Source organism: Sulfitobacter marinus, from assembly GCF_900116285.1.
Taxonomy (GTDB): domain Bacteria; phylum Pseudomonadota; class Alphaproteobacteria; order Rhodobacterales; family Rhodobacteraceae; genus Sulfitobacter; species Sulfitobacter marinus.
This window is the reverse complement of sequence record NZ_FPAJ01000001.1, coordinates 316,246-343,048: the sequence shown is the minus strand read 5'-3', so window position 1 is coordinate 343,048 and position 26,803 is coordinate 316,246. Positions and strand designations below refer to the sequence as shown.

General features: G+C 56.6%; 23 protein-coding genes, 1 tRNA gene and 1 riboswitch. Of the genes, 19 read left to right on the top strand and 5 right to left on the bottom strand.

Annotation, left to right across the window (positions count from 1 at the left end; all coding sequences use genetic code 11):
- Window positions 1-456: 456 nt before the first annotated feature.
- Complete coding sequence (locus BM347_RS01655) at window positions 457-1,632, bottom strand: Y-family DNA polymerase (RefSeq protein ID WP_245764158.1); 1,176 nt, start codon at window positions 1,630-1,632, stop codon at window positions 457-459.
- 73 nt (window positions 1,633-1,705) lie between these two features.
- Here BM347_RS01655 and BM347_RS01650 point away from each other — a divergent pair, with 73 nt between their 5' ends.
- From BM347_RS01650 to BM347_RS01640, 3 genes are all read left to right on the top strand, one after another.
- The gene (locus BM347_RS01650) at window positions 1,706-2,011 is read left to right on the top strand and encodes a hypothetical protein (RefSeq protein ID WP_245764157.1); all 306 of its coding nucleotides are present in this window, start codon (window positions 1,706-1,708) and stop codon (window positions 2,009-2,011) included.
- A 150-nt stretch (window positions 2,012-2,161) separates the two neighbouring features.
- Entirely contained in the window at window positions 2,162-2,737 is a 576-nt protein-coding gene (locus BM347_RS01645) for a hypothetical protein (protein WP_245764156.1), read from the top strand.
- Window positions 2,738-3,286: 549 nt separating this feature from the next.
- Window positions 3,287-5,944 (top strand): type ISP restriction/modification enzyme, encoded by a 2,658-nt coding sequence (locus BM347_RS01640; protein WP_245764155.1) that lies wholly within the window; start codon window positions 3,287-3,289, stop codon window positions 5,942-5,944.
- Between the two features lie 268 nt (window positions 5,945-6,212).
- On the opposite strand, the gene BM347_RS01635 is transcribed toward BM347_RS01640, so the two are convergent.
- A tRNA-Ser gene (locus BM347_RS01635) sits at window positions 6,213-6,302 on the bottom strand.
- 279 nt (window positions 6,303-6,581) lie between these two features.
- Here BM347_RS01635 and BM347_RS01630 point away from each other — a divergent pair.
- From BM347_RS01630 to nrdF, 16 genes are all read left to right on the top strand, one after another.
- A complete protein-coding gene (locus tag BM347_RS01630; protein ID WP_245764154.1) occupies window positions 6,582-7,370 on the top strand; it encodes an SPOR domain-containing protein in 789 nt (262 codons plus the stop codon).
- A gap of 23 nt (window positions 7,371-7,393) precedes the next feature.
- On the top strand, window positions 7,394-8,563 hold the full coding sequence (locus tag BM347_RS01625; RefSeq protein ID WP_093914674.1) for a D-alanyl-D-alanine carboxypeptidase family protein: 1,170 nt from the start codon (window positions 7,394-7,396) through the stop codon (window positions 8,561-8,563).
- Window positions 8,560-9,186, top strand: coding sequence for a dTMP kinase (gene tmk / locus BM347_RS01620; protein WP_093914673.1), 627 nt, complete (start codon window positions 8,560-8,562; stop codon window positions 9,184-9,186). Before BM347_RS01625 ends, tmk begins: the two co-directional genes overlap by 4 nt.
- A gap of 56 nt (window positions 9,187-9,242) precedes the next feature.
- Window positions 9,243-10,358, top strand: a complete 1,116-nt coding sequence (locus tag BM347_RS01615) for a DNA polymerase III subunit delta' (RefSeq protein ID WP_093914672.1) — start codon at window positions 9,243-9,245, stop codon at window positions 10,356-10,358.
- An 18-nt stretch (window positions 10,359-10,376) separates the two neighbouring features.
- Window positions 10,377-11,183, top strand: a complete 807-nt coding sequence (locus BM347_RS01610) for a TatD family hydrolase (protein ID WP_093914671.1) — start codon at window positions 10,377-10,379, stop codon at window positions 11,181-11,183.
- On the top strand, window positions 11,183-11,980 hold the full coding sequence (locus BM347_RS01605; protein ID WP_093914670.1) for an MBL fold metallo-hydrolase: 798 nt from the start codon (window positions 11,183-11,185) through the stop codon (window positions 11,978-11,980). Before BM347_RS01610 ends, BM347_RS01605 begins: the two co-directional genes overlap by 1 nt.
- A gap of 82 nt (window positions 11,981-12,062) precedes the next feature.
- The gene (locus BM347_RS01600; RefSeq protein WP_093914669.1) at window positions 12,063-12,992 is read left to right on the top strand and encodes an AEC family transporter; all 930 of its coding nucleotides are present in this window, start codon (window positions 12,063-12,065) and stop codon (window positions 12,990-12,992) included.
- Complete coding sequence (locus tag BM347_RS01595; protein WP_093914668.1) at window positions 12,989-13,624, top strand: glutathione S-transferase; 636 nt, start codon at window positions 12,989-12,991, stop codon at window positions 13,622-13,624. The genes BM347_RS01600 and BM347_RS01595 overlap by 4 nt, the downstream gene beginning before the upstream one ends.
- Before the next feature lie 39 nt (window positions 13,625-13,663).
- Window positions 13,664-14,671 carry a ribosome small subunit-dependent GTPase A gene (gene rsgA, locus BM347_RS01590; RefSeq protein WP_245764153.1) on the top strand — a complete coding sequence of 336 codons (1,008 nt, stop codon included), beginning with the start codon at window positions 13,664-13,666 and terminating at the stop codon, window positions 14,669-14,671.
- Between the two features lie 161 nt (window positions 14,672-14,832).
- Window positions 14,833-16,209: an NAD-dependent succinate-semialdehyde dehydrogenase gene (locus BM347_RS01585; RefSeq protein WP_093914667.1), complete on the top strand. Its 1,377-nt coding sequence runs from the start codon at window positions 14,833-14,835 to the stop codon at window positions 16,207-16,209.
- A 61-nt stretch (window positions 16,210-16,270) separates the two neighbouring features.
- Window positions 16,271-16,867, top strand: coding sequence for an SDR family oxidoreductase (locus BM347_RS01580; protein ID WP_093915369.1), 597 nt, complete (start codon window positions 16,271-16,273; stop codon window positions 16,865-16,867).
- Between the two features lie 142 nt (window positions 16,868-17,009).
- On the top strand, window positions 17,010-18,824 hold the full coding sequence (locus BM347_RS01575; protein WP_175498465.1) for a cation:proton antiporter: 1,815 nt from the start codon (window positions 17,010-17,012) through the stop codon (window positions 18,822-18,824).
- Window positions 18,825-18,942: 118 nt separating this feature from the next.
- Window positions 18,943-19,133, top strand: a riboswitch (cobalamin riboswitch).
- 101 nt (window positions 19,134-19,234) lie between these two features.
- On the top strand, window positions 19,235-19,456 hold the full coding sequence (gene nrdH / locus BM347_RS01570; protein ID WP_093915367.1) for a glutaredoxin-like protein NrdH: 222 nt from the start codon (window positions 19,235-19,237) through the stop codon (window positions 19,454-19,456).
- Window positions 19,457-19,462: 6 nt separating this feature from the next.
- On the top strand, window positions 19,463-19,879 hold the full coding sequence (gene nrdI / locus BM347_RS01565) for a class Ib ribonucleoside-diphosphate reductase assembly flavoprotein NrdI (RefSeq protein WP_093914666.1): 417 nt from the start codon (window positions 19,463-19,465) through the stop codon (window positions 19,877-19,879).
- The gene (nrdE, locus tag BM347_RS01560) at window positions 19,861-21,987 is read left to right on the top strand and encodes a class 1b ribonucleoside-diphosphate reductase subunit alpha (RefSeq protein WP_093914665.1); all 2,127 of its coding nucleotides are present in this window, start codon (window positions 19,861-19,863) and stop codon (window positions 21,985-21,987) included. Before nrdI ends, nrdE begins: the two co-directional genes overlap by 19 nt.
- Before the next feature lie 8 nt (window positions 21,988-21,995).
- Window positions 21,996-22,970, top strand: a complete 975-nt coding sequence (gene nrdF / locus BM347_RS01555; RefSeq protein ID WP_093914664.1) for a class 1b ribonucleoside-diphosphate reductase subunit beta — start codon at window positions 21,996-21,998, stop codon at window positions 22,968-22,970.
- A 63-nt stretch (window positions 22,971-23,033) separates the two neighbouring features.
- Here the strand turns inward: nrdF and BM347_RS01550 are convergent, their stop codons facing one another.
- From BM347_RS01550 to BM347_RS01540, 3 genes are all read right to left on the bottom strand, one after another.
- Window positions 23,034-23,351, bottom strand: coding sequence for a putative quinol monooxygenase (locus BM347_RS01550; RefSeq protein WP_093915366.1), 318 nt, complete (start codon window positions 23,349-23,351; stop codon window positions 23,034-23,036).
- A 57-nt stretch (window positions 23,352-23,408) separates the two neighbouring features.
- Window positions 23,409-25,346 (bottom strand): TRAP transporter permease, encoded by a 1,938-nt coding sequence (locus BM347_RS01545; protein ID WP_093914663.1) that lies wholly within the window; start codon window positions 25,344-25,346, stop codon window positions 23,409-23,411.
- Between the two features lie 88 nt (window positions 25,347-25,434).
- The gene (locus BM347_RS01540; protein ID WP_093914662.1) at window positions 25,435-26,625 is read right to left on the bottom strand and encodes a TAXI family TRAP transporter solute-binding subunit; all 1,191 of its coding nucleotides are present in this window, start codon (window positions 26,623-26,625) and stop codon (window positions 25,435-25,437) included.
- Window positions 26,626-26,803: the final 178 nt, after the last annotated feature.

Below are 26,803 nucleotides of genomic sequence, written 5' to 3'. Positions count from 1 at the left end.
CTTGGAAACAAACGGCAGAGCAAAGGGGGGAGCCAAATCGTTAGAGCGCGCGGAATAGAACCGACGGGGACAGTTAATTTCTTACATGGTCAGTTTAAACATAAAAAGTTGGATGCCCAAAGGGGGGCGCTGTAATCCTAATCGCCGTTCGGCGCGGGACGGGTACGAGAGCCCCAATGCGCGCATCCATAGTTTAGAATTTTTGGGCTTCACTGAACCGATAAAACTCAAACTTGGCTAATGATTTCGGAAAATATCTGGCAGACTCTTCAAAGTTCGCACCCCCCGCCATGTTGTATCACTCAATCAAAGCGCATCATTTTTCTAAGAAAAATCCAACTATACGCGGCTGGGTGGGTCGTTAGTGTATGTCGCAAAGGTGGCTCCGTGCATGATGTCTAAACGGACCTTGCGACCTTTCGTTGCACTAAACGCAACCTGCCCTTTTGCACAGTGTCACCCCCTATCAAAGAACCCATAATGCGCCTTGTTGACGCCATACGTCACGGTTCGATCCCCAAAGCGGCGGTTGAGTGTATCAATGGTTTTTGCGAGTTGTTCGCGTTTGTTTTGCTTCGCCATTTCAAACGGCAGTAGCATTTCGGCTGGCCGCTTTGACAAAGGCAAGATGTTCCCTAGGTGAACCCCCATGGATGAAATTAGATAGGGGTGCTTTTGGTCATACATCATGCGCCATAGTTGACGGTTCAAATCCAGAAAATGCGCCGTGTCTTGGCTGTGGTGTGTTTTGATGTTGCGTGACCATCGCCCGTCTGGTCGCTGTAGGCTCACAAATAGCGAGAATTGAGAGGCGGTATATTCGTCACGCCTTAACCGGGCCACGGACTTCTCTACCAACCACCGCGAAACCATATAGGCATTTTTGACTGTCCTGTTTTCAAGGGCAAGAACCTTGCTGTTGCCATAGCTGCCGCGTGTTGTCTGCCCTAGCGGTATGTTTTCCCCCTGCATCAAGCGCACATAACGTTCCCCCTCAATTGATCCCCAAATTGCGCGGGCATGTTTTGGATCGAGCCTGTAGAGTGTGGGAATATCATACACCCCGGCAAAATTGAGTTTTGCTAGGACGCCGCGTGCAATGCCGGGTAAATCATCAAGCGGAATATCTGCAAGGCGGTCTGGCATGTTGTCGGGTGATAACCATTGTAGCCCGTCCGGTTTTTCAAGTTTCCCCGCAATCTTTGCTAGCAGATGATTGGAACCTATCCCGGCGGAAAACCTAAGATTACTACCAATTTCGTCTTTCACTGCCCGCTTCATGGTGCGCACTAGATCAGAGGCAGGCAACAAGAGGGATGTTGTGCCACCAAGGGCAATCTGAAATTCATCAACACTTCGCACGCGCTCTAATTCTGCGAAACGGTCAAGGATTACGGCAATGCGTTGATTGTAACGCACATACAAACGATGGCGGCTTGGGCGCAGGATGATGTGCGGACACAAGCGCTTTGCGTCCTTAATGCTCATAGTTGTTTTGACGCCAAAGTCCTTGGCCTCATAGCTGGCGGCAACAAGGCATCCCACATCCCCCTCCATCGCGGTTATGCCTACAGGTTTACCGCGCAAGGCTGGTTCTTCGTGCTGTTCAACACTCGCAAAGAAGCTGTTCATGTCGATGTAAATGGTACGCAGTGGGTGCATTTTCTGTTGCGACTCCGTCCGAATGTTCCCTATATGTTCTTCTATGGAATTCAAAGATAAGATGTCAAACGTAGCTTTTGGGGGGAACTGGTCAGAGGAACTGACAGTGCGCCATGACGTCGATCAACTGCTCACAACCTTACGTTGGGCGGTTGATAACTGCGTCGAGGAAGACGTGAACACAGGGGCGGTGCGGGATGCGCTTGCTGCTTTGACAGATGGCTTAATCAAGGGTGAGGTGCTTGCCCAGCGCTTTGCCAAAGGCCATACAATCGCCAACCAATCATTGCGCAAACAACATTTTCGAGAGTGTTTGCGTCTGATTGAAAACTGGCTCAAGCAAAATTAATCTGCGCAAGGATTCCATCCTGACCACCCTTTGATTAACTTGCACTTACCTAATGATTTCGGAAAATATATTGGGAGGCACACTATGGGCGGATATGGCTCAGGACGCACAAGTGACAAACAAAAAGCCGAACACTGCAAATCCTTGGACGTGAACAAACTGCACCGCTCAAGCTGTTTGACCCCCGGCAGGCGTGGCCACTGGGTCTGGTCGCGCAATGGCGAGGAAACCGGACGGATAGGCTATCACGCAGAGGAACGTCACTTTGTCCTAGACTACAAGGTGCGAAGATATGGCGGCGTCTGGCAAAGCATCTCGCAATCGATCCCGCTGACCTACGCAGACTGCCACTATGGCGGCACGCGCCCCTATTTCAGATGCAACGGCATCGTGAATGGTCGACATTGCTCGCGGCGCGTCGGCAGGGTGTTCTTGGGTGGCAGTTATTTCCTTTGCCGCCATTGCTACGGCATCGCCTACGCCAGCCAGTCAGAGCCGCGCTATGACCGCATGTTGAGGCGCGCAAACAAGCTACGCACAGCGCTGGGCGGCGAACCCGGCACCGCGCATTGGATAGCACCCAAGCCCAAGGGCATGTGGCAACGGACGTATCAAAGAAAGCGGTTCGAGATTGAGTGGTACGAGAACCAAGCAGACGAACTTTTCATCAGAAAATTTAGCCATCTTCTCAGCGCAGAGGAACGTGAGTTGTTTTTCGGGCGATAGGCAACAAGGGCTTGTACCTGCACAATCTAAAGGGTTCTATCGGACTATATTTTCTAAGGAACAATTATGACACTCATTAGCGATTTTTTGGCAAAGGTGCAGGCTATTTATGCAACTGGAAATGCCACCGAACATTCTTACCGTTCCGCAATCGAGTTCCTTTTTTCCTGTCTGGACGAAACGATAACCGCCCTTAACGAACCCAAACGCGTACAATGCGGCGCGCCTGATTTCATTATCAACCAAGGCGACATTGTTATCGGCCATGTAGAGGCCAAAGACCTACACATTGGCTTGCGCGGCATGAAAGACGCCAACAAAGACCAGCAAAACCGCTATCGCAAGGCGCTGTCTAACCTGATCTATACCAACTGTCTGGATTGGGATTTTTACCGTGACGGCGAACTCTATGCTTCTGTCACCATCGCCGACTTGGTAATGGGTATCCAGCCAAACCCTGACAAATACGCTGAACTTGAACACCTGCTACGCGACTATATCGCCCAGCGCCCGCAAACGATTACTTCGCCCAAGAACCTTGCGGAACGGATGGCGGGCAAGGCAATCCTGATCAAGGACGTATTGCAGAACGCGCTCAGGGAAGATGAAAACCTGCGAACCGAACTTGCCGGACAATACCACGCGTTCAAAGAACACCTGATCCACGATATCACGCCAACCGACTTTGCGGATATCTATGCAGAAACCATCGCCTATGGCATGTTCGCTGCACGGCTCCATGACCAGACGCTCGACACCTTCGACCGCCATGAGGCGCTGGAACTGTTGCCCAAGTCGAACCCGTTCTTACGGTCCCTGTTTGGCTACATTGCCGGCCATGATTTGGACGAGCGGATAAAATGGATCATTGACGATCTAGCACGCGTATTCCGCGCGGCGGACGTTGCCAAGCTGATGGAGAATTTCGGCAAGCTCACAGGCCAGAACGACCCCTTTCTTCACTTCTATGAAACCTTCCTTGCCGCCTATAACCCCGCCAAACGCAAGGCGCGCGGTGTTTGGTACACGCCTGAACCCGTGGTTAACTTCATTGTGCGTGCAGTGGACGATGTGCTGCAAACCGAATTTGGGCTACCGGATGGGCTAGCTGATACGTCAAAGGTAACAATCCCTTGGGATACAGGCCAGACCGATAAAAAAGGCAAGCCCGTGATGATCAAGAAAGAGGTTCACCGCGTTCAGGTGTTGGACCCCGCCACAGGCACAGGTACGTTTCTTGCCGAGGTGATCAAACAGATTGCGCCCAAGGTTAAAGACGTGGCCGAGGGCATGTGGTCCCCCTATATCGAGAAAGACCTTATACCGCGTTTGCACGGGTTCGAGCTGCTAATGGCCTCCTATGCCATGTGCCATATGAAACTGGATATGATGCTGACGGAACTGGGCTACAAACCCACAGGCACACCGCCCCGCCTTGGGGTATACCTGACTAACTCGCTGGAGGAAGGGGAGCCGGCAAACCAAACGCTACCCTTTGCACAGTGGCTTTCAAACGAGGTGAAAGAGGCGAACACGGTAAAGCGTGATATGCCGATTATGTGCATTGTGGGGAACCCGCCCTATTCTGGGATTTCCACTAACAAAGGGGCATGGATTACCGGCCTCATAGATGACTACAAGTATGTGAATGGGGTTCATTTTGGTGAGCGAAAACATTGGCTTAATGACGACTATGTGAAATTCATCCGCATGTCGGAAAGCCTGATTGAAAAGAACGGCGAAGGCGTGCTCGGCTTCATAACCAACCACGGTTATCTGGACAACCCCACCTTTAGGGGTATGCGTTGGCATTTGATGCAAACCTTTGACAAAATCTATGTTCTAGATCTGCATGGCAATGCGAACAAAAAGGAAGTTGCGCCAGACGGACAACCTGACAAGAACGTCTTTGACATTAGACAAGGTGTTGCCATCATTGTTGCGGTAAAAAATACTGAAAAGGGCAAGGACTTAGCAGACGTATTTCATGGTGAACTATGGGGAAAACGTTCGGAAAAGTATGGTAGATTGATCAATGCTGTATCGGCTCCAAGCATTATGCCCAATAAGCTTTCAATCAAAGCCCCGCTATTTGAGTTCATGCCCACAGATCATTCGCAGAAAGCCCAATATGACTCAAATTTTAGCCTGGCTGATTTATTCTTGGTGAAAGGACTTGGTTTTCAAACTTCTCGCGACGACCTCGTAGTTGGATTAACTACGCAAGAGTTAATAACCAAAATTGACAAATTTTTAGACACCAATTCAGACGATAGCAAAGTGCGCGAACTGTTCTTTGGTGGAAGAAAAGCGGGCAAGTATCAGAAAGGGGACACTCGTCAGTGGTCCCTTTCTGTAGCTCGAAAATCACTCGCGAATGATCCGAACTGGCAATCAGATATCCAGCAAGCCTTGTATCGCCCATTTGACGTCCGCCCAATCCTATATCGCAAAGATATGGTTGATTGGCCGAGACCAGAGGTGCTCAATAATTTTCGGAAAGAAAACCTGTCAATTGTAATGAACCGACAAACAAAAGAGGATTTTGGGGTGCTGTGCTCAAACAAACTAACCGAACGTAAGCTGGCAGCGGTTTATGATGGCAGCACTACAGCCCCACTTTACCTTTACCCCGACGAACAAGACCTCGACCAAACCCGCCGCGTGAACTTTGCCCCCAAACTCTGGAAAAAACTCCAAGCCAAGGCCAAGCACCCGACCCACGGCATCCCGGACGAGGTGCAGACTTTCGACTACATCTACGGTGTGCTGCACTGCCCCGCTTACCGTGAGACCTATGCCGCGTTCCTGAAAATCGACTTCCCCCGCATCCCGTGGCCCGCCAGCCCCGATGTGTTCTGGGATATCTCGGAAAATGGCAGCGCCCTGCGTAAGCTGCACCTGATGGACCCCGCCGCCGTGGGCAAAGCGCCCTACCCTTTCAAAGGCGAGGGTGACGGCATGGTGGAAAAACCCGAACTCAAAGACGGCAAGGTCTGGATCAACGAAACCCAATATTTCGACGCCATCCCGCCTGTCTCATGGGAGTTCTACATCGGCGGTTACCAACCCGCACAAAAGTGGCTCAAAGACCGCAAGGGCCGCGCTCTCAGCTTTGAGGACGTGAAGCACTACCAAAGCATCCTCAAAATCCTCTCCGAGACTGACCGCATCATGCAAACTATCGAAATGGAATTTGAGGCATAAAATCTTTCGCCCGCTCAAAGCACGCTGGATCGTTGGCTATAGGGCGGGGAAACCCGTCTGAGCCTTAAAACCATGCTGTGCTTTTTTGGGGGGAGGTGCAAATATCAGATAGTTCAGGTAATAACCGCACCTATCTGTCAATTTATTACACCGTCAGTTTGAAGGTAAATAGATGACCATGCAATTTTGAATTGGAGGTCAAATGGGGGGACGAGAAAAGAACCGCCTACCTTAAACAACTGATATAAATCATTAATTTAAGGTGTAGTGGCGGAGGAGGTGGGATTCGAACCCACGGTACGCTCTCACGCACGCTGGTTTTCAAGACCAGTGCATTCGACCACTCTGCCACTCCTCCGCAGCACAGACCGCATAGAGGGGTGGTGGCGATTCTGCAAACCTCGAAATGCAGATATCTTTGCGGCAATCTGTGGGGAATTTTGCCGATCTTGCAGGCACAGCCTTTTCAGCGCCCGTTTCAAAGGCTACTGTGCGTCAAAGACCCCGGCAATGGGGCGTGAAACATGCCGTTTTGACGGCGCGAATGGACAACGGCAAAAACGCCGGGCAGCAGGCAAGGACGGCAAAAATGGACGGGCACAAAGTTTCTTTCTTTTCTCAGACGCGGCCGCTTTTCATGGCCACTGCAGCAGGTGCCCTTTTAGTTACGCTTGCCGGCTGTGAGACCGTAGATGGATTGAATTTCGGACAGAAAGACGCATCCGTCGCGACCTCTACCTCGACCAAGCTGGTAGAGCGAGACGTCGAAGCGCCCGATGTCTTTTCCGTTACAGATCAAGGGCTTTGGGATGGCCGCCCCAGCCTGGGCGGTGTCTGGGTCGCGCATCCGGATGTCAGTGACCCCGAGCGCGTCATCATCCGCAACGAGGCGAATGGCAAATTTGTGATCGGCGCATTGTTCCGGCGCGAACGTGATCTGCCTGGCCCCAATCTGCAAATGTCATCTGACGCAGCCGCCGCTCTGGATGTGCTGGCCGGTGCCCCCGCTCCGTTGAACGTGACCGCGCTGCGCCGCGAAGAGGTCGGGACCCCTGCCGAGGAGTCCGCGCCCGAAACAACCGTTGAGACACCAGCGACAGTCACCGAGACCACGCTTGCCCCCGTCGAGGCGATCGCCACGGCAGCGCTTGATACGCCCCCCCCTGCCCCCGTACCCGCGCAAAAAACGAACCTGTCCAAACCCTATGTGCAGATCGGGATTTTCAGCATCGAGGCGAATGCCAAGCGGTCGGCCAACCAGATGCGCAGCGCCGGTATGTTGCCCACCGTTAAACGCAGCGAAATCAACGGCAAGGCGTTCTGGCGGGTTGTCGTAGGGCCCGCATCGACCAAGACCGAGCTGAACGCCCTGATGACATCGATCAAAGCAGAAGGGTTTTCCGACGCCTACGCGGTGTCGAACTGACCAAGAGCCAAAGGAACTTTAAAATGATCCGCATTTTCGCCGCCACGTTTGCTTTGGTCCTTTGGTCGCTGCCGGCACAGGCCTTTGAAACCAGCGCGACCGCCGCTTACGTGATCGATCAGACGACCGGCACGGTGTTGTTGGCCAAGAACGCGGATGATCCCTTGCCGCCTGCGTCGATGTCGAAACTGATGACCCTCTACATGGCGTTCGAGGCGATTGAGCGCGGCAAAAGCAATGGCGGGCTTGATCTGACCGAAAAACTGCCGGTGTCGCAGCATGCGATGTCTTATGGCGGATCGACCATGTTTCTGGATACAACCGACCGGGTCACCGTCGAAGACCTACTGCGCGGGATCATCGTTCTATCCGGTAACGACGCCTGTGCTGTCATTGCCGAGGCGCTTAGCCCGGACGGCACGGAAGCCGGTTTTGCCCGGTTGATGACACGCCGCGCCCAGCAAATGGGTATGACCAGTTCAACCTTTGCGAATGCCAATGGCTGGCCCGCTGCAGGGCAACGCATGTCGATGCGCGATCTGGGGCTGCTCGCCATGCGCCTGATCGAGGATTATCCGCAATACTACCCAATGTTTGCGCAGCGTGAATTCCTTTTCGATGGCCGCGCGCCGCAAAACAAGTTCAACCGTAACCCGCTGCTGGGATTGGGAATTGGTGCGGATGGTCTGAAAACCGGCCACACCCAAGAGGCAGGATATGGGTTGGTCGGCTCGGCCAAGCAGGGCGATCGCCGTGTCATCTTTGTTATCTCAGGCCTTGATACCGCAGGGGCACGGGCGCAGGAATCCGAAGCGATTGTAAACTGGGCCTTTCGCCAATTTTCGCAGCGCAGCATGGGTGCCGCAGGAACCCAAATCGCGCAGGCCGATGTGGCCATCGGGTCCGCAAATACTGTCGGCATGGAGCTGGCCGATGATCTAACCGTGCTGGTCCCCGTCTCGGGCAGCAGCGATGTCACGGCAGAGGTGATTTACACTGGCCCCTTACGCGCACCCATTGCCAAGGGCGACCCCGTGGGCGAGCTGGTTCTGACCCGTGGCGATCTGCCCGAAGTACGCGCGCCCCTTGTGGCATCCCAAGCGGTCGCGCCGGGTGGCTTTTTCGTGAAACTGACGGCTGCCGCGCAACATCTTTTGACCCGCCTCAACGAAGGCCCAGAGGACGCTTCGTGAGCGCGAAGGGGTTCTTTATAAGCTTTGAAGGCATTGATGGGTCCGGCAAGTCGACGCAAACCAAGCTGCTGAAGCAAGCGCTTGAGACGGCGGGCCATGACGTGATCCTCACCCGCGAGCCGGGCGGCTCCCCCGGGGCCGAGGAAATTCGCGCGCTTGTTCTGCAAGGCGATCCTGATCGCTGGTCCGCCCAGACTGAGATCTTGCTGTTTACCGCCGCGCGCCGTGATCATTTAGAGCGGACAATCCAGCCCGCTCTTGATGCAGGCAAAGTCGTGATCTGCGACCGCTTTGCCGATAGCACACGGATGTATCAGGGTCTCAGCCGCGGTGATCTGCGCGCGACCGTGGATAAATTGCATGATCTGATGATCGGTGTTGAGCCTGACCTGACCCTTTTGATCGACATGGACCCCGCCGAAGGGCTATCGCGCGCCTTGTCCCGTAATACGGTCGAAGAACGGTTCGAAGATTTCGGCGAGGACCTGCAAGCTGCTATGCGCAAAGGTTTTTTATCTTTGGCGCAAGAGTTCAGCGACCGTTTCGTGGTCATCGACGGCGCACAGCCCGTCGCCTTGGTTGCGCAGGATATCTTGGCGGCCACCCAGAAACGCACCGGCTAAATGTGTTTGCCTGCTGCCCCTCTTCAAACGCCCTCATTCCATGGTAAACGCAATTCATGAGCGATGACGCCCCCCAACCAGACCGCATCGATGGCGCACGCCATCCCCGTGACACGCCCCGCCTGTTCGGCCAAGGCGGCGCGGAAGCTGCGTTTCTGGACGCTTTCAATTCCGGCAAACTGCATCATGGCTGGTTGCTGACCGGCCCGCGTGGCGTGGGCAAAGCGACGCTGGCATGGCGCTTGGCCAAGTTCTTGCTGGCGACACCTGATCCCGATGATGGCGGCATGTTCGCCCCCGAAACGCCCACCAGTCTGGACATTAATCCCGATCATCCCGTGGCCCACCGCATCGCTGCGGGCGGTGAAGGGGCGCTTAAATCCGTGACCCGGTCCGTGGATGAAAAAACCAAACGGCTGCGCAAGCAGATCGTTGTCGATGACATTCGCAAGCTGAACGGGTTTTTCCAGATGTCGGCGGCAGATGGCGGACGGCGGGTCGTGATTATCGATGACGCCGATCTGATGAACCCCAACGCGGCCAATGCCCTGCTAAAAATGCTAGAAGAGCCGCCCGCCCGCGCGATTATCCTGTTGATCAGCCACCGCCCCTCGGGGTTGCTGCCAACCATCAGATCGCGTTGCCGCACCCTGCGTCTTGGCACCTTGCCGCCCGAGGATATGGCGCTGGCACTGGCGCAGTCCGGAGTAGAGATCGAGGGCGACCCGGCGGCCCTTGCAGCCCTGTCGGGTGGGTCTGTCGGCGGCGCGCTTGGCCTTTCCTTGATGGGCGGTCTCAAGATGTATGCGGACCTTGTTGGCATTCTGGGCACCCTGCCCCAGCTTGACCGCTCCCGCGCGCTAGCCCTGGCCGAGGCCGCAGCCGCCCGCGGCGGCGAAGAAAAACTGTCGCTGCTGTTCACGCTGATTGACCTGCTGATGCTGCGCCTAGCCCGCACCGGTGCCACAGGCCAACCCCCGGAAACCGAGGCCGCACCCAATGAGCACGCCGTGTTGACGCGGCTGTCGGCCACCCCCGCCCAAGGCCGCGCATGGGCCGAAGCCGCCCACGAGATCAGCACCCGCGCGCGTCACGGGATGGCCGTCAACCTTGACCCTGCTGCACTGGTCCTAGATACCCTGTTCAAGATGGGTCAAACCGCACCCAGATGATCAACAAACGGGACCGGCATGAGCGACATTTACCCCATCACCGACAGCCATTGTCACCTTGATTTCCCCGATTTTCAGGATGAATTACCCGAAGTGATCGACCGCGCCGTGCAGGCTGGCGTCACACGCATGGTCACCATCTGCACCAAGCTGAAAAATGAACCCTCCGTGCGCGCCATCGCCGAAAAATACGCGCCGGTTTTCTATGCCGCCGGCACCCACCCAATGAGCGTCGCCTCCGAGCCGATGGCCAGCTATGATGATCTGATGGCGCTGACCCAGCACCCCAAGATGGTGGGCATTGGCGAAACCGGTCTTGATTACCACTATACCGCTGAATCCGCCGACATTCAGCAAACGTCGCTGCGCACTCATATTGCCGTGGCCCGCGATACAGGTTTGCCCCTGATCATCCATTCACGCGACGCAGCCGACGACATGGCCCGTATCCTGCGCGAGGAATACAGCAATGGCGCATATCCTTGCGTGATGCATTGTTTCTCCAGCACAGCCGAACTGGGCCGCGCAGCCCTTGATCTGGGGTTCTATCTGTCGATGTCCGGCATCACCGCCTTTCCCAAAAGCAGCGATTTGCGCGATATCTTTGCGGCAGCACCGCTTGACCGGATCCTGGTCGAAACCGACAGCCCCTATCTCGCCCCGCCACCCCATCGCGGCAGACGGAATGAACCGGCCTATACGGCGCATACGGCGCGGCGCGGGGCTGAAACCTTTGGCATCGACTACGCGACATTCGCGGCGCAAACCCAAGCCAACTTTGACCGGCTCTTTACCAAGGTCGCGGCCTTCTCCGAGGCGGCATAATGGCAACGATGAAGATCACCATTCTGGGGTGCGGGTCTTCGGGCGGGGTGCCACGCCTTGGCGGGCAATGGGGGGCCTGCGATCCGACCAATCCCAAAAACGCGCGTCGCCGCTGTTCCATCCTCGTGGAACGTATCTCCGATACAGGCACCACATCTGTGCTCATCGACACCTCCCCCGACATGCGCAGCCAGTTGTTGGACGCCAATGTCGGGCGGCTTGATGCGGTGATCTATACCCATTCGCACGCTGACCATGTGCACGGCGTCGATGACCTGCGCATGATCGTGATCAATATGCGCAAACGCCTGCCCGTCTGGGCCGACATACCGACCCGCGAGGCACTGCTCGACCGCTTCGGCTATGTGTTCATCCAGCCCGAAGGGTCGTCCTACCCGCCCATCCTCGACATGAACCTGATCGACGGCGACGTGACAATTGACGGCCCCGGCGGCCCCCTGAACTTCACACCGTTTCTGGTCAACCATGGTGGCATCGACGCGCTCGGCTTTCGGATGAACGACGTCGCCTATTTGCCAGACGTCGCCCGCATCCCCGATGCCGCTTGGCCTCATCTGGAAAACCTGACCTGCTGGATCGTCGATGCCCTGCGCCGCGACCCACACCCGACCCACAGCCACCTTGAACAAACCTTGGGCTGGATCGAAAAGATGGCCCCGCATACCGCCGTGCTGACCAACATGCACAACGATCTCGACTATGAAACCCTCGCCGCCGAAACCCCCGACCATATTCAACCCGCCTATGACGGCATGACACTGACCTTTCCCGCCTGATTTCATTTTGCCACGTAAACTCCACGGGGGTCTGGGGGTGTGAAACCCCCAGCGATCCGCTAAATAACCCAAGGCTTCTTTTGTGCAGACACTTCTTGATGTCATTCTTCCCGTCTTCTTGGTCATCGGTTTTGGCTATGTCTCGGTCTGGCGCGGTGTCTTTCCGACCGCTGGCATCGACGGGATCATGCGCTTCGCCCAAAGCTTTGCGATCCCCTGTTTGCTGTTCAAATCCATTGCAACCCTCGATCTGTCGGCCTCATTTGATCCACGGCTTTTGATCAGCTTTTATACCGGTGCCACGCTGTGCTTTGCGCTTGGCATTTGTGGCGCACGGCTGCTTTTCAAACGCGACTGGGAGGATTGCGTCGCCATCGGGTTTTGCTGTCTGTTCTCGAACTCGGTACTGCTAGGCCTGCCGATTACCGAACGGGCGTATGGCGCGGATGCGCTGACCGGCAATATCGCGATCATCGCGATGCATTCGCCTTTCTGTTACGGCTTGGGCATTACCGTGATGGAATTTGTCCGCAATCGCGGCCAGTCTGGCGTTGCACTGGCCCGCAATGTCGGCAACGCCATGTTCCACAACCCCCTCGTGATCGGGATTATTGCTGGCTTTATCGTGAATTTCAGCGGTATCGCCATTCCGCAAGTTGTAGATGATGCACTATCGCTGATCATACGCGCAGCCCTGCCAACCGCCCTTTTCGCGCTTGGGGCAGTGTTGTTGCAGTACAAGCCTGAGGGCGATTTGAAAGCCATTACAATGGTCTGCGCCATCGCCTTGCTTGTTCATCCGGCGATTGTCTGGCTGATGGGGTCCAGCTTTGGCCTGCCGCAGGATTTGTTCCGCTCCGGCGTTCTGACGGCGGCGATGGCACCGGGATTCAACGCCTATATCTTCGCCAATATGTATGGTCGTGCCCGGCGGGTGGCGGCCAGTTCCGTGTTGATTGCCACAGGTGCCTCGGTGCTGACCGCGTGGATGTGGCTGTCCATCTTGCCATGACGCCGGTGCTCTATTCCTTTCGCCGCTGCCCCTATGCGATGCGCGCCAAGCTCGCGATCTTGGCGGCCGACGTGCACGTCGAGCGGCGAGAGGTCGTGCTACGTGACAAGCCACAGGCGTTTTTAGATACGTCCCCCAGCGGCACGGTGCCTTGCCTTTCATTGCCAGACCAAGTGATCGACGAAAGCCTTGATATTATGATCTGGGCGCTATCACAGTCTGACCCCCAAGGGTTGCTGAACATGCCCAAACTCGGCTGGGACTTGATTGCGCGCTGTGACGGCCCGTTCAAATACGCGCTGGACCGCACCAAATACACCACCCGCTATCCCGATGATGATCCAACCCATCACCGCAGCGGGGCATCAGGATTTCTGGCCGATCTGAACGCTCAAATTGACGTGCATCTGTTTGATCAGCCCAGCTTGGCGGATATCGCCATCGCGCCCTTTGTCCGCCAGTTCGCCTTTATCGATAAGGATTGGTTCGACGCCCAGCCTTGGCCAATGTTGCAAGGTTGGCTGGCCCGCTTTCTGGCCTCGGATGCGTTTGCGCAGGTGATGGTCAAATACCCTGCATGGGTGCCGGGCGATACGCCCACCGCTTTCCCGTCGCAGGTAGATCAAGAATGACCCTTTGCAACATTGCGCCAGCGCGCTACTCCCATAGCCGTGAATACTGAACCAAATTCCGAACGCACACTGGCCGATCTTGGTTGGTCTGGCTTTTTCCAAGATCAGCTGGAGGACGCCGACGCCGCCCTGCGCCCTGCCCGCATTGCCACCGTGCACCGGTCGCGCATGTCGGCGGAAACGCTTGCCGGGCCCGTCAGGCTGCTGCTGCCGCCCAAGACCAACACCACTGATTTTGCAGTCGGTGACTGGGTGCTGCTGGAACCGGATGTCCCCATGTTGGTGCGCAGGTTGGATCGGCGGTCGCTGCTCAACCGGCAGGCCAAGGGCGGGCGCGTCCCGCAGTTAATCGCGGCGAATGTCGATACCCTATTTATCGTGACCTCGTGCAACGATGATTTCAATCCCGCACGTCTGGAACGCTATCTGGCCCTTGCCAACGAGGCGGGTACCGAACCGGTGATCGTGCTGACCAAAGCTGACAAGATTAACGATGCGACGCAGTACAAGGATCAGGCCCTCGCGCTGCAACGCGGCCTTGATGTGGTCACTGTCAACGCCAAGACGCCCGACGCCGCCACGGTATTGGCACCATGGTGCGGCGATGGCCAAACGGTTGCTTTGGTGGGGTCGTCCGGCGTGGGAAAATCGACTTTGCTGAACACCCTTGCTGGTAAGGACGCGGAGGACGCACAACTGACCGGCGGCATTCGCGAGGATGACGCAAAGGGGCGGCATACGACCACCTCACGATCCCTGCACGCGATCAAGGGCGGCGGCTGGCTGATTGATACGCCGGGGATGCGCACGCTACATGTCGCCGATGTGTCAGTGGGTCTGGATGTCCTCTTTGCCGAGATTACCGAGCTGGCGCCTAACTGCCGGTTCCGCGATTGCACCCACTCGCATGAACCCGGATGCGCCGTGCAAGCGGCAGTTACGGACGGGGATTTGGACCCGACCAGGCTAGACCGCTGGCGCAAGTTACAAGACGAGAACCGCGACAATACGACAGCGTCTTCACAAACCCGTGGGAAACGGCGGTAGGTATCGCAAGGTTCAGCGCAGTATATAATTAAATATTATCAATATCTTAACTCAATCTCACAGAAAGCAAACCCTACCATAGCTTTCCATCTGCCCAAACCGCAGGCAGGAACCTTTCCCCAATGCCCGTGTTGCCTCTTTGAATTCCAAAAGGAGCGAGCATGTCCAAGATCACCACGATAAACCCCGCCACCGAAGAAGAAATCCAATCCTATGACATGATGTCAGAGGACGAAGCCACGGCACGGCTAGAGGCCTGCCATGACGCATTTCTGGAATGGCGCGAGCTGTCGCACGACGAGCGAGCCCCTTATCTGACCAAGATCGCCGCCAAGCTGCGCGACAACGCGGATGAGCTTGCGGCCCTTATGACCAAAGAAACCGGTAAGCTTCTCAAAGATGGTCACCGCGAAGTGGAAATCTGCGCGGCTATTTTTGAGTATACCGCCAAACACGGCCCCGATGCCCTTGCCGATGAAGAGCGCACCCATGGCGCAGAGGACAAGCGCGGCGTCGTCACCTATCAACCCATCGGCGTGATCTATTCGATCCAGCCGTGGAACTTTCCGCTCTATCAACCCGTCCGCGTCTTGGCGGCTAACCTGATGGCCGGCAACGGTTGTGTGTTGAAACACGCCAGCATTTGCACCGGTTCGGGCCTGCGCCTGCGCGAGCTCTGCATAGAGGCCGGCCTGCCGGAAGATCTGTTCCAAGTGATCCTGATCGACCACGACACGAGCGACAAACTGATCGAACACCCCAAAGTACGCGGCGTGACCATGACAGGCAGCGATGGCGCGGGTCGCCACATCGGGTCGGTCGCTGCCAAAGCGCTGAAAAAGACCGTCCTCGAGCTGGGGTCTAACGACGCCTATCTGGTGCTTGAGGACGCGGACATTGACGTGGCGGTCAAATATTCCGTCATGGGGCGGCTTTATAACAATGGCGAAACCTGCGTTTCGGCCAAACGGTTCATCGTGACGGACAAGGTCTATGACGCTTTCGTCGAAGCCTTCTCCAAAAAGATGGCCAACATCACCATGGGCGACCCGACGGATGAGGCCAGCCAACTCGGCCCGCTATCCAGCCAAGACCAATTTGATACGGTGAAAGGTCAAGTGGACAAAAGCGTCGCCAAGGGGGCCAAGGTGCTGTGCGGTGGTGAGGCACCCGACCGCAAAGGGGCTTATTACCCCGCGACCGTGTTGGCAGATGTCACGCCCGGCATGCCTGCCTATGACGACGAAATCTTTGGCCCCGTGGCCGCCGTCATCCGCGCCAAGGATGATGCCGACGCCATGCGCATCGCCAACGACAGCCGCTACGGCCTTGGCGGAGGTATCTTCTCACGCGACGAGGATCGCGCGTTGAAACTGGCCCGCGATCATTTTGATACGGGGATGGTGCGCATCAATTCCTTTGGCGCGGCTGACCCCAACATGCCTTTCGGCGGGGTCAAGGATTCCGGCTATGGGCGCGAGCATGGCGGCTTTGGCATGAAGGAATTCGTGAACGTCAAAGCGATCTTTCTGCCCTGATCAAACGGGTAGCACACCACAATCAAACACAGTAACACGTTGAAGGAGTACAAAAATGAGCATGAATATTATAGTCGCAGGTGCCACAGGCAAAACCGGGTCGCATGTGGTGAAAAATCTTATTGATCAAGGGCATGAGGCAACCGCATTGGTGCGCGAAAGCTCTGACACCAGCGATCTGCCCGAGGGCACGCATTTGCGCCACGGCGACCTGACCGATTTGTCGGGTGATGTCTGCCAAGGCATGGATGTCGTGGTATTTGCCGCCGGATCGGGCGGCGATACGGATGTCGAGATGACCGACAAGGTGGACCGCGATGGCGCGAAACGTCTCACCGATCTGGCCGCAGCGGCGGGCGTGAAACGCTTTGTCATGCTTAGCTCTGTCGGTGCGGATCAGGAAAACCCCTCAGGCGATCTGGCCCATTACCTCAAGGCCAAGCACGCCGCTGATGAACACCTGAAAGCATCGGGCCTGACCTATGCTATTCTGCGCCCGGTCGCGCTGACAGATGATCCACGCAGCGATAATGTGATCCTGGGCGACGGCGTGGACACATCAGCCGAGGCGTCGCGCCGCGATGTGGCAGATGTTTTGACCGATGCCGCAATCAGCGGACAATACGACGGGATGGCGCTGAATATGCAATCAACCTGATCCGCTGATTATCCATCCCCCAGTTACAAACGCGCGGGCACCCAACGGTGTCCGCGTTTTTGTGTTTGACCCTAGACCTGTGACAACCGGAATATTTATTGCCTCGGGCCTGTCACATGCTATTTCAAAACAACAACAATAGATGGATCACATTGTGACAACAGAAACGCTTGGCGCGCTGAACCCCGTAACGGCAATCGCATTGGTCGGTGCCATTGGCGTTGGATCGCAATGGATCGCGTGGCGTCTTCGGATGCCTGCAATCGTGTTGATGCTGGTGGCCGGTATTCTGATCGGCCCCGTGTTCGGTATCTTTGATCCCGCCCGCGATATCGGGCCTTTGATGGCCCCGATGATATCTATCGCTGTGGCGATTATCCTGTTTGAGGGCGGTCTGTCGCTGAACTTTCACACGCTGCAAGACGCCGTTGGCGGGGTCAGGCGGCTGGTCTACATCGGCGCGCCCTTGGGGTGGCTGATGGCGGCGCTGTCACTGCATTATGTGGCGGGGCTTAGCTGGTCCAGTTCGGCCGTGTTTGGCGGTATTATGATCGTCACCGGCCCCACGGTCATCGCGCCGCTTCTGCGCACCGCGCGGCTGTCGCGCCGCCCTGCGACCCTGCTGCAATGGGAAGCCATCATTAACGATCCCATCGGGGCCTTGGCCGCCGTCCTCGCGTTCGAGGTGGTGCTGGCACTGAATACGGCCACCACTGCATCAGAGGCGATGATGGAACTGTTGGTTGGGGCGGTCGTGGCAACCGCTGCCGGGGTGGCAGCTGGCGTCGGCCTGTCGCGCGGGTTCAAGCGCGGCTGGGTACCGGAATACATGAAAGTCCCGGTGCTTTTCGCGCTTTTGCTGGGGGTGTTCGCCGCATCTGACGCGGTGCTGCACGAAAGCGGGCTGCTGGCCGTAACGATCATGGGCATTGTGATCGCGAACTCCAAACTGCCCAGCTACGAAGAACTACGCCGCTTTAAGGAACACGCGACGGTCCTTTTGGTGTCGGGCGTGTTCATTCTGTTGGCGGCGGGGCTGGATGTGGAGGCGCTTGGCAATCTGGATTGGCGGGCGGCGGCGTTTGTGGCGGTGGTCGTGCTGGTGGCGCGCCCCCTGACGGTATTCATCTCCCTTATCGGGTCGGGCATCCCGTTTCGTGAAAAGCTGCTGGTCGCGCTGACCGGACCGCGCGGCGTGGTTCTGGTAGCTGTGGCGGGCCTGTTTGGGGAACGGCTGCTCAGCCTTGGCTTTGAAGACGCCGCATTGATCGCGCCGCTGGCCTTTGCTCTTGTGGCGGTAACGGTCGTGGTCAACGGCTTTACCCTCGCGCCTTTTGCACGACTGCTGGGGCTGGCCGGTGCCGATGTGCCCGGCGTCGTCATTATTGGCGGTGCAGATTGGACAACGGCCCTGGCCGAGGTTTTGCGCAAGGCCGAGGTGCCGGTTTTAATGACCGATCCGAACTTTGTCCGGCTGCGCAAAGCCCGCGCCGCAGGAATCGAAACATTCTCGGGTGATATTCTGTCTGAGGCCGCCGAACAGCGGGTCGAACTGGTCAGCTATGCAACCTTGATCGCCGCCACGGACAATGATGCCTACAACACGCTCGTGACCACCGACCTCGCCCCGGAATTCGGGCGGGAAAACGTGTTTCAAGTGATGCGCGAACGCGCCGACAGCAGCCGCCACCAATTGCCCCGCACCTTGGGTGGCCGCCCGCTGGGCCTAGGGGCGACCCATGCCGAACTCGAAGAGTTGGTGGCCGCTGGCTGGACCTTCCGCATCACCAAATTGACCGAGGAATTTACGCTCGACGATTGGCGTAGCGAGACACCGGATGGCAAATTACTGGCACGCATTACGGCAAACGGGACCATCCGTTTTATCCGCAAGAACGAAGACTTCAAAGGAGCGCCCGGCTTGCGCATCATCGCCTTGCGCCCGCCCGAAGAGTGAGGCATATCGAGGTGAACCGCATCGATATCCAGTGTGATTTTCACGCCCCTGCAGTTTGATCACAGAAAAATTCACCCGACCCCAACAACAACATATTGACACCAACTGGCATTCCACCTCAATATGTAGTTGCTTTGGTTCCTGCGGTGCGAGTCGCAGGCTAAGAGGGAAACCGGTGCGATACCGGTGCTGCCCCCGCAACTGTAAGCGGCAAGTGTTGGCCTATGACCCACTGATGCAAACGCATCGGGAAGGAGGCCCCACATCCGAGCCGCGAGCCAGGAGACCTGCCCAAGCATGATACGACCACCGCGAGCGGAGGGCTTTAGGACGTGTTTTAGGTTGTGGCCGTGTTGGCCATGCCCTGCGCGCCTCCGACCCTTTGCACCAAAACAGATAGGGATATGGGCATGACCATCATAGTTTATTCGAAACCCGCTTGCGTGCAATGCACTGCCACCACCCGCGCACTGGATCTGCGCGGCTTGGAATACCGTGTGATCGACCTGACACAAGATGCCGAAGCCATGCAAAGCGTGACCGAAATGGGCTACCGTCAGGTGCCCGTAGTGGTGGCGGGTGACGCGCATTGGGCAGGTTTCCGGCCCGATATGATCGGTCAACTGGCCTAAGGCGCTGTGAGCGGGCTGGTCTATTATTCGTCGGCTACGGGCAATACCGCGCGGCTGGTTGCCGCCCTCGGGATTGATGCCATGCGCATTCCCATTCGCCCGTCTGATCCGATGCCAGCCCCTGCCCGCCCCTTTGCGTTGGTCTGCCCGACATTCGCCGATGGCGCGGGGCGTGGCGCGGTCCCCAAACAGGTGATCCGCTTTTTGAATGAGCCGTCACATCGCGCGCTGCTGCGCGGAGTGATTGGCGCGGGAAACCGCAACTTTGGTGCGACCTTCGCGCTGGCCGGCGATGTGATCGCCAAGAAATGCAACGTGCCCGTGCTCACCCGGTTTGAGCTGGCGGGCACGGACCTAGACATCGCCAGCATTCGCGACGGGCTGGACAAATTTTGGAGAACACAATGCTTGACGACGGTATGACCGCTGGGCTGGACTATCACGCGCTGAACGCGATGCTGAACCTATACGACGAGGCGGGCCACATCCGCTTTGACGCTGACCGCAAGGCCGCGCGCGAATACTTTTTGCAGCATGTGAACCAGAACACCGTGTTCTTCCATTCGCTTGAGGAAAAACTGGGGTATCTGGTCGACGAGGGATATTACGAGGCCGCCGTGCTTGAGGCCTATCCATCTGAATTCCTACGCGAAATTTGGGACACCGCATTCAAGCAAAAATTCCGGTTTCCGACGTTTTTGGGCGCGTTCAAGTATTACACCTCCTACACGCTGAAAACCCGTGACGGGAAACGGTTCCTGGAACGCTACGAGGACCGCGTTGTGATGACCGCGCTGACCTTGGCGCGGGGCGATCAGACCCAAGCAATGGCGTTCATGCATGAAATTCTGTCGGGCCGTTTCCAGCCTGCAACGCCGACATTTCTGAACGCGGGCAAGCAAAGCCGGGGCGAGCTGATTTCGTGCTTCCTGCTGCGTCTTGAGGACAACATGGAAAGCATCGGGCGCGGTATCAACTCTGCCCTGCAGCTTAGCAAGCGTGGCGGTGGCGTGGCCTTGATGCTGACCAACGTGCGTGAACATGGCGCGCCGATCAAAGGGATCGAAAACCAATCCTCGGGCGTCATTCCGGTGATGAAACTGCTTGAGGATTCATTCTCCTACGCCAACCAGCTGGGGGCACGACAAGGTGCGGGTGCCGTGTATCTGAACGCGCATCACCCTGATATCTTTAACTTTTTGGACACAAAGCGCGAGAATGCGGACGAGAAAATCCGCATCAAAACGCTTAGCCTTGGGGTGGTTATTCCCGACATCACCTTTGAGTTGGCCAAGAAAAACGAGGACATGTATTTGTTCTCGCCCCACGACGTCGAGCGGGTGTACGGCGTGCCGTTCTCGGATATTTCGGTCACCGAGAAATACGCCGAAATGGTCGACAACAAACGCATCCGCAAGAAAAAGATCAACGCGCGCGAGTTCTTTCAAACCTTGGCGGAAATCCAGTTTGAAAGCGGCTATCCCTATATCATGTTCGAAGACACGGTGAACCGCGCCAACCCCATAGCCGGGCGCATCACCATGTCGAACCTGTGTTCGGAAATCTTGCAAGTGAACGAGGCTAGTACGTTCAACGACGATCTAAGCTACGATCATCTGGGCACCGACATTTCGTGTAATCTGGGGTCGCTGAACATCGCCAAAACCATGGATGGCCCCAACTTTGGCGCGACGGTTGAAACATCAATCCGCGTGCTGACGGCCGTGTCTGAAATGTCGGCAATTGATTCCGTGCCATCGGTGCGGCGCGGCAATGACGAAAGCCACGCAATCGGCTTGGGTCAGATGAACCTGCACGGCTATCTTGCCCGCGAACGTATTCATTATGGCAGCGTTGAAGGCGTCGAGTTCACCTCTGTCTATTTCGCCGCCGTTGCGTACCATGCGATCCGGGCGTCGAACCTTTTGGCGCAGGAAAAGGGTCAAAGCTTTGCCGGATTTGAACAAAGTGAATACGCCAGCGGCACCTTCTTTGACAAATACACTGACCGCGACTGGCTGCCCGAAAGCGACACCGTCAAGGCGCTGTTTGAAGGCAAAGACCTGCCAACTCGCGAAGACTGGGCCAAGCTGCGCGAGCTGGTCATGAAACACGGGCTCTATAACCGCAATTTGCAGGCCGTACCGCCCACGGGGTCGATCAGCTATATCAACAACTCAACCTCGTCGATCCACCCGATCGTCAGCAAGATCGAGATCCGCAAAGAGGGCAAGATCGGGCGCGTCTACTACCCCGCGCCGTTCATGAACAACGACAATCTGGAATACTACCGCGACGCCTATGAGATCGGGCCAGAGGCGATCATTGATACCTATGCCGCAGCCACGACCCACGTGGACCAGGGCCTGTCGCTGACGCTGTTCTTTCCGGCCGAAGCATCAACCCGCGACATCAACCGCGCGCAAATCTATGCGTGGAAAAAAGGCATCAAAACCATTTATTACGTCCGCCTGCGCCAATCCGCCCTTGAGGGTACGGAAGTCGACGGCTGCGTTTCGTGCACATTGTGAGACCCGACATGAAAGATCTTGACCACACCCCCGCCGTGCCCCGCGCCATCAACTGGAACCGCGTCCAAGACGACAAAGACCTTGAGGTCTGGAACCGTCTGACCGTCAATTTCTGGCTGCCTGAAAAGGTGCCATTGTCAAACGACGTGCAAAGCTGGGCCACCTTGACCCCGCAAGAACGCACATTGACGATCCGTGTGTTGACCGGCCTGACCTTGCTGGACACGATCCAGAATACGCTGGGCGCACCGGCCTTGATGCCAGACGCGCAAACGCCCCACGAAGAGGCCGTGCTTAGCAACATCGCCTTTATGGAGGCGGTGCATGCGCGGTCCTATTCGTCTATCTTTTCAACGCTCTGCTCGACCAAGGACGTTGATGAGGCGTTCCGCTGGTCCGAAGAAAACCCGCATCTTCAGGCAAAATCACGTCTGATCCTGCAGGAATACAACGCCACCGCAGACCCGTATAAGCGCAAGATCGCATCGGTGTTTTTGGAAAGCTTCCTGTTCTATTCGGGCTTTTATTTGCCGATGTATTGGTCCAGCCGGGCCAAGCTGACCAACACCGCTGATCTGATCCGTCTGATCATCCGCGACGAGGCGATCCACGGCTATTACATCGGCTATAAATTCCAACGCGCGACCGAACAGCTGCCCGCCGAAAAACGCGACGAGCTGAAGGATTTTGCGTTCTCGTTGATGTTCGACCTTTACGAGATCGAGTCGCATTACACAGCCGAGCTGTATGATGATCTGGGCCTGACCGAAGACGTCAAAGCGTTCCTGCATTACAACGCCAACAAGGCGCTGCAAAATCTGGGCTACGAGGCGCTGTTCCCGGCACAAGCCTGCGAGGTCAACCCCGCGATCCTTGCCGCCCTGTCAACGGACGGTGAAAACCACGACTTCTTCTCGGGCAGCGGATCGACCTATGTGATCGGCAAGGCCGTCGCGACAGAAGACGAAGACTGGGATTTCTGATCCCCATCAAACAAACAACGCCGTCCCAAACATTCGGGGCGGCGTTAACCTAGGACCTTTTGATCAGGCCGCAGGCGACAGAATGTGAATTTTGCGATCTGCCAACATGTCTTTGGTCTTGGCACCGTATTCCTTCATATGGGCCGATCTGGCATGTGCGCCTAGCGCGTCCATGCTGGCCCATTTTTCGACCACCACGAACGTATCTTCGCCAAAGGCGCTTTGCATCGGGCCCGCGTTTTCGGTGTCGATTGTTGCCTCATAGGCGATACAACCGTCTTCGGCCAACACCGCCGGAACATTGGCATTGAACAGCTTCAAAACGGCGGCACGCTGGCCCGGTTTGGTGGTGATAACGGCGACTACGTGAACGAGTGACATATGTGTTTCCTTGTTTACAGTGTTGGGGCGCGCAAGCTGGGGCGCACCCATTCAAATCTATGCGGCCACCTGCGCGGTGTTTTTATTGTCCCACCAGATCAGGGCAACCATCACTGCCGATGCCAGCCCGCCAATCAGGGTCGTCATCAAACCCGGAAAGCTGAACGCAAAGCCCGCGACAGCAAGCGGCAAGCGCATCCAGGGCCTCACCAGTCCGAAGCCCAGCAGATACCCCTCAAGACCGCCAGACAGCAGCATAATCCCGATGATGATCGACGGCAAAACATAAATCAGCGGGGTCAGGTCGCCTTGCAGCACCAGCGCCGGTTGGAACAAAAAGAACAACGGCACGAAATAGATCACCACCCCAAGGCGCATCGCCGTAAAGGAGGTTTGCATCGGTTTCGCCCCCGCGATTGTCGCCGCAAGAAACGCAGCCGCGCCCACGGGTGGCGTAATCACCGATAGCATTGCGTAGTAGACGATAAAGAAATGCACCGCGACGACGTTCAACCCACCGATTTCAACGATCGCCGGGGCCAATGTCACCGCGAGGAAAATATAGGCAACGATCGCCAGACCCGCCATGCCCATGATGAAACAGGCCAGCACCCCAAGCGCGATGATCAGATAAACGTTATCCCCACCCAAAGCGACAAGACCCGAAGTCATGGAGCCGGTCACACCGGTGATGGTCAGCGCACTGACGACAAAGGCAATCGGCAAGATGATCGCGGCGGTCTGTGTGACCAGCACGCCCACCTGACGAAGCGTCGCAAATAGGCGCGTCGGCGTCATCATCGTGGAGCGCTGTAGAAAGCTGAGGGCGATCATCAGCGCACTGGCATACCATGGCGCATAATACTCCCACCGCATGTACAGCAGCCCCCAGACCAGAAACACCATGACCGACAGGAACGGCCAGCCGCGTTTCATGACTTCGCGGGCCGATGGCAGCTTGTCTTGGGTCATGCCCACCAAACCTTTGCGCGCGGCATAGGCGTCAACCTGCAACAGCAAGCCGAAATAAAACAGCAAAGACGGCAGGATCGCGGCCACCATGATGGTCGCGTAATCCACGCCAATGGTGATCGCCATCACGAATGCAATCGCGCCCATTACGGGCGGCATCACCACCCCACCGGTTGAAGCGCAAGCCTCAATCGCGCCAGCATAATGCGGCGGGTATCCGACCTTTTTCATGGTCGGAATGGTGATCGACCCGGTGCCAGCAATGTTCGAGAAGATCGAGCCTGAGAGTGATCCAAAAAATGCGCTCGCAACGATGGATACTTTGGCAGGACCGCCGCGATATTTCCCGAAACCCGCATTGGCCAAATCGATAAAGAACTGCCCTGCCCCCGTCGCAATCAAAACCCCAGCAAACACAAGGAAACCAAGAACGATCTCGGCGACGATCTTGGTCGTGATCCCCATCAACCCTTCGGTGCGGAAAACATGCGCCTCGATCATACGTTCAAATGTATAGGGAATGCCCATAAGCAACCCAGGAAAGAAGTCGGCGACCAGCGGGTAAAGCCCCAGAAGGAACACAACCAGCAAAAACGGAAGGCCGCCCGATCTGCGGGCAAGTTCTAACATCAACAGCCATATCACGACGCCCGCAGGGTAGTTCGTCCATCCGGCTTGTACGATGTCCCAAGCGTGAGTCGAAAACCACATGCATATGCCAAAACCGATGACCGCCGCGATCACGTCATAGATCGGCACGCTGCGTTGGCCTTTGCGCGCGGGCAAGGCGATGAATGCCGCAGCCAGAAAAATACCGATAAAAAACCAGTAATATTGCCCTTCAATCAAACGCTTACCGCCAATGGGCACCCCGAACGCATAGGCCAGCCCCATGGCCAGACCGCAGGTGCAAAGGACCACAAAGGTGATGCTGGTCCAGGAAAACAACCCGCCCAAACGCGTCATTTCCGCGCCGGGTTCGCTATCAATATCCCGTGCTGCTTGGGGGGAAGTGTCTGACATGTGTCGATCCAACAAATAAAGTGAATGAAACTGCAATGATCAGGGCGAAGCGGGTGACCGCTCCGCCCCTTTCAAGTTCAAGCTCCGCTTACAGACGCGAGCGGAACACCTGTAGGCCATCGGTGTGTTTGGCCATGATTTCCAAGAATGCTTCGTTCTCGAAATTGATCTCGACACCTTGTTCCATCGCCTCTTTCAGGCCGGCTTGGCGTGCGGTCATCCACTGATCCATCTGGTCAATTGCAGCGTTGTTCCACACGTCATCCGCATCGGTCCATTGGCCGATTTCACGCAGGTATTTCACCGTGCCTTCGTGAACCGGGATCGGGTTGCTGTCCAAATAACCCCGGAACAGGTCGACCGACATCCGCGCCGCCAATGCATGTGAGCCTTTGTAGGCATCGTGAGACTGATGCATCCATTTCGCCATGTTATAGGCAAAATCAACATCCGCCGTCGCAGGCACCGCATAGACAAAGTTAGACGTCATCGAATTGACACCCTGTGCCGTTTTCACGCCCAGCGAAACCTTTGTCGGGATCGTCATGGGGCGATGGTTCAGATAGCCGTTCCATCCGTCCTTGTTTTCAGGGTCCATGGCCAGCCAGCGGATGCTGCCGGGGGCACCTTCCATTTCGGACAGCACCGATGAGATCGGCGAACAATATGCGACGTCTGATTTCCCCTCGACTACCGAGCGGCAGTTTTCGCCATAGCTGGACGCGGGAACAAAGGTGATTTTCTCGGCCGCTTCCTCTGGCGACAGGCCAACAAAGGCCGGCAGCGCCTGTGTCACTGCGCGGACGATCGCAGGGGAAAACACACCCGATGTGACGCGCACGCCGCCTTTGGCGATGTCGTCAATGCTTTGCAGATCGGAATCTCCGGCCACGACAAAACCCCATGGTGTGTCGTTGTGATGCCACAAAATACGTTGCGGCAGCGGTTTCACAGCCGCATAGCCGCCAATACCCTCGGTTTGGGACGCCATCTCAGACGCGGACACCGACGAAATCGCGATATCTTCACGATCTGTCAGGCGTTTATAGCGCATGGGTTCACTGCCTTCGGGCACGATACGCACGGTTGTACCGGTCTCCTTTTGCAAGGTCGGGCCCCAACCGTTTGTCGAGGCAAAGCTACCCGTTGACGTGCCTGGCGTACCGATGACCAGCAGCCGCGGCCAATCATAGTCTTGCGCGATTGCGCTGCTTGAAAGGCCCAGCGTGACGGCAAGCGCGCCTAAGCCCAACTTTGCCGTAGTGTTCAATTTCTTCATTATTAACCCTCCCGGTTTTTGATTTATTTATGGGTCTCGGGCGCTGGTTCTGCATGCGCAGATGTCCACGGACGGGCCCAAGCCATTTGATTTTCCGATACTTAAATACCGGCGAATGTACTGATTTCTAGGCTCAATCCCGGCACCTCCCCTTGCCGGCTGCACGTATCATGGCAAG

Excerpts from the sequence above, each read along its gene's own strand:
- nrdF (WP_093914664.1), top strand. The coding sequence starts at position 21,996 with ATGAAAGATCTTGACCACACCCCCGCCGTGCCCCGCGCCATCAACTGG.
- BM347_RS01580 (WP_093915369.1), top strand. The coding sequence starts at position 16,271 with ATGAATATTATAGTCGCAGGTGCCACAGGCAAAACCGGGTCGCATGTG.
- BM347_RS01575 (WP_175498465.1), top strand. The coding sequence starts at position 17,010 with ATGGATCACATTGTGACAACAGAAACGCTTGGCGCGCTGAACCCCGTA.
- BM347_RS01655 (WP_245764158.1), bottom strand. The coding sequence starts at position 1,632 with ATGAACAGCTTCTTTGCGAGTGTTGAACAGCACGAAGAACCAGCCTTG.
- nrdE (WP_093914665.1), top strand. The coding sequence starts at position 19,861 with ATGCTTGACGACGGTATGACCGCTGGGCTGGACTATCACGCGCTGAAC.
- BM347_RS01545 (WP_093914663.1), bottom strand. The coding sequence starts at position 25,346 with ATGTCAGACACTTCCCCCCAAGCAGCACGGGATATTGATAGCGAACCC.
- BM347_RS01630 (WP_245764154.1), top strand. The coding sequence starts at position 6,582 with ATGGCCACTGCAGCAGGTGCCCTTTTAGTTACGCTTGCCGGCTGTGAG.
- BM347_RS01610 (WP_093914671.1), top strand. The coding sequence starts at position 10,377 with ATGAGCGACATTTACCCCATCACCGACAGCCATTGTCACCTTGATTTC.
- BM347_RS01605 (WP_093914670.1), top strand. The coding sequence starts at position 11,183 with ATGGCAACGATGAAGATCACCATTCTGGGGTGCGGGTCTTCGGGCGGG.
- BM347_RS01585 (WP_093914667.1), top strand. The coding sequence starts at position 14,833 with ATGTCCAAGATCACCACGATAAACCCCGCCACCGAAGAAGAAATCCAA.
- BM347_RS01625 (WP_093914674.1), top strand. The coding sequence starts at position 7,394 with ATGATCCGCATTTTCGCCGCCACGTTTGCTTTGGTCCTTTGGTCGCTG.
- BM347_RS01540 (WP_093914662.1), bottom strand. The coding sequence starts at position 26,625 with ATGAAGAAATTGAACACTACGGCAAAGTTGGGCTTAGGCGCGCTTGCC.
- BM347_RS01640 (WP_245764155.1), top strand. The coding sequence starts at position 3,287 with ATGGCGGGCAAGGCAATCCTGATCAAGGACGTATTGCAGAACGCGCTC.
- BM347_RS01650 (WP_245764157.1), top strand. The coding sequence starts at position 1,706 with ATGGAATTCAAAGATAAGATGTCAAACGTAGCTTTTGGGGGGAACTGG.
- nrdH (WP_093915367.1), top strand. The coding sequence starts at position 19,235 with ATGACCATCATAGTTTATTCGAAACCCGCTTGCGTGCAATGCACTGCC.
- BM347_RS01595 (WP_093914668.1), top strand. The coding sequence starts at position 12,989 with ATGACGCCGGTGCTCTATTCCTTTCGCCGCTGCCCCTATGCGATGCGC.
- BM347_RS01615 (WP_093914672.1), top strand. The coding sequence starts at position 9,243 with ATGAGCGATGACGCCCCCCAACCAGACCGCATCGATGGCGCACGCCAT.
- BM347_RS01550 (WP_093915366.1), bottom strand. The coding sequence starts at position 23,351 with ATGTCACTCGTTCACGTAGTCGCCGTTATCACCACCAAACCGGGCCAG.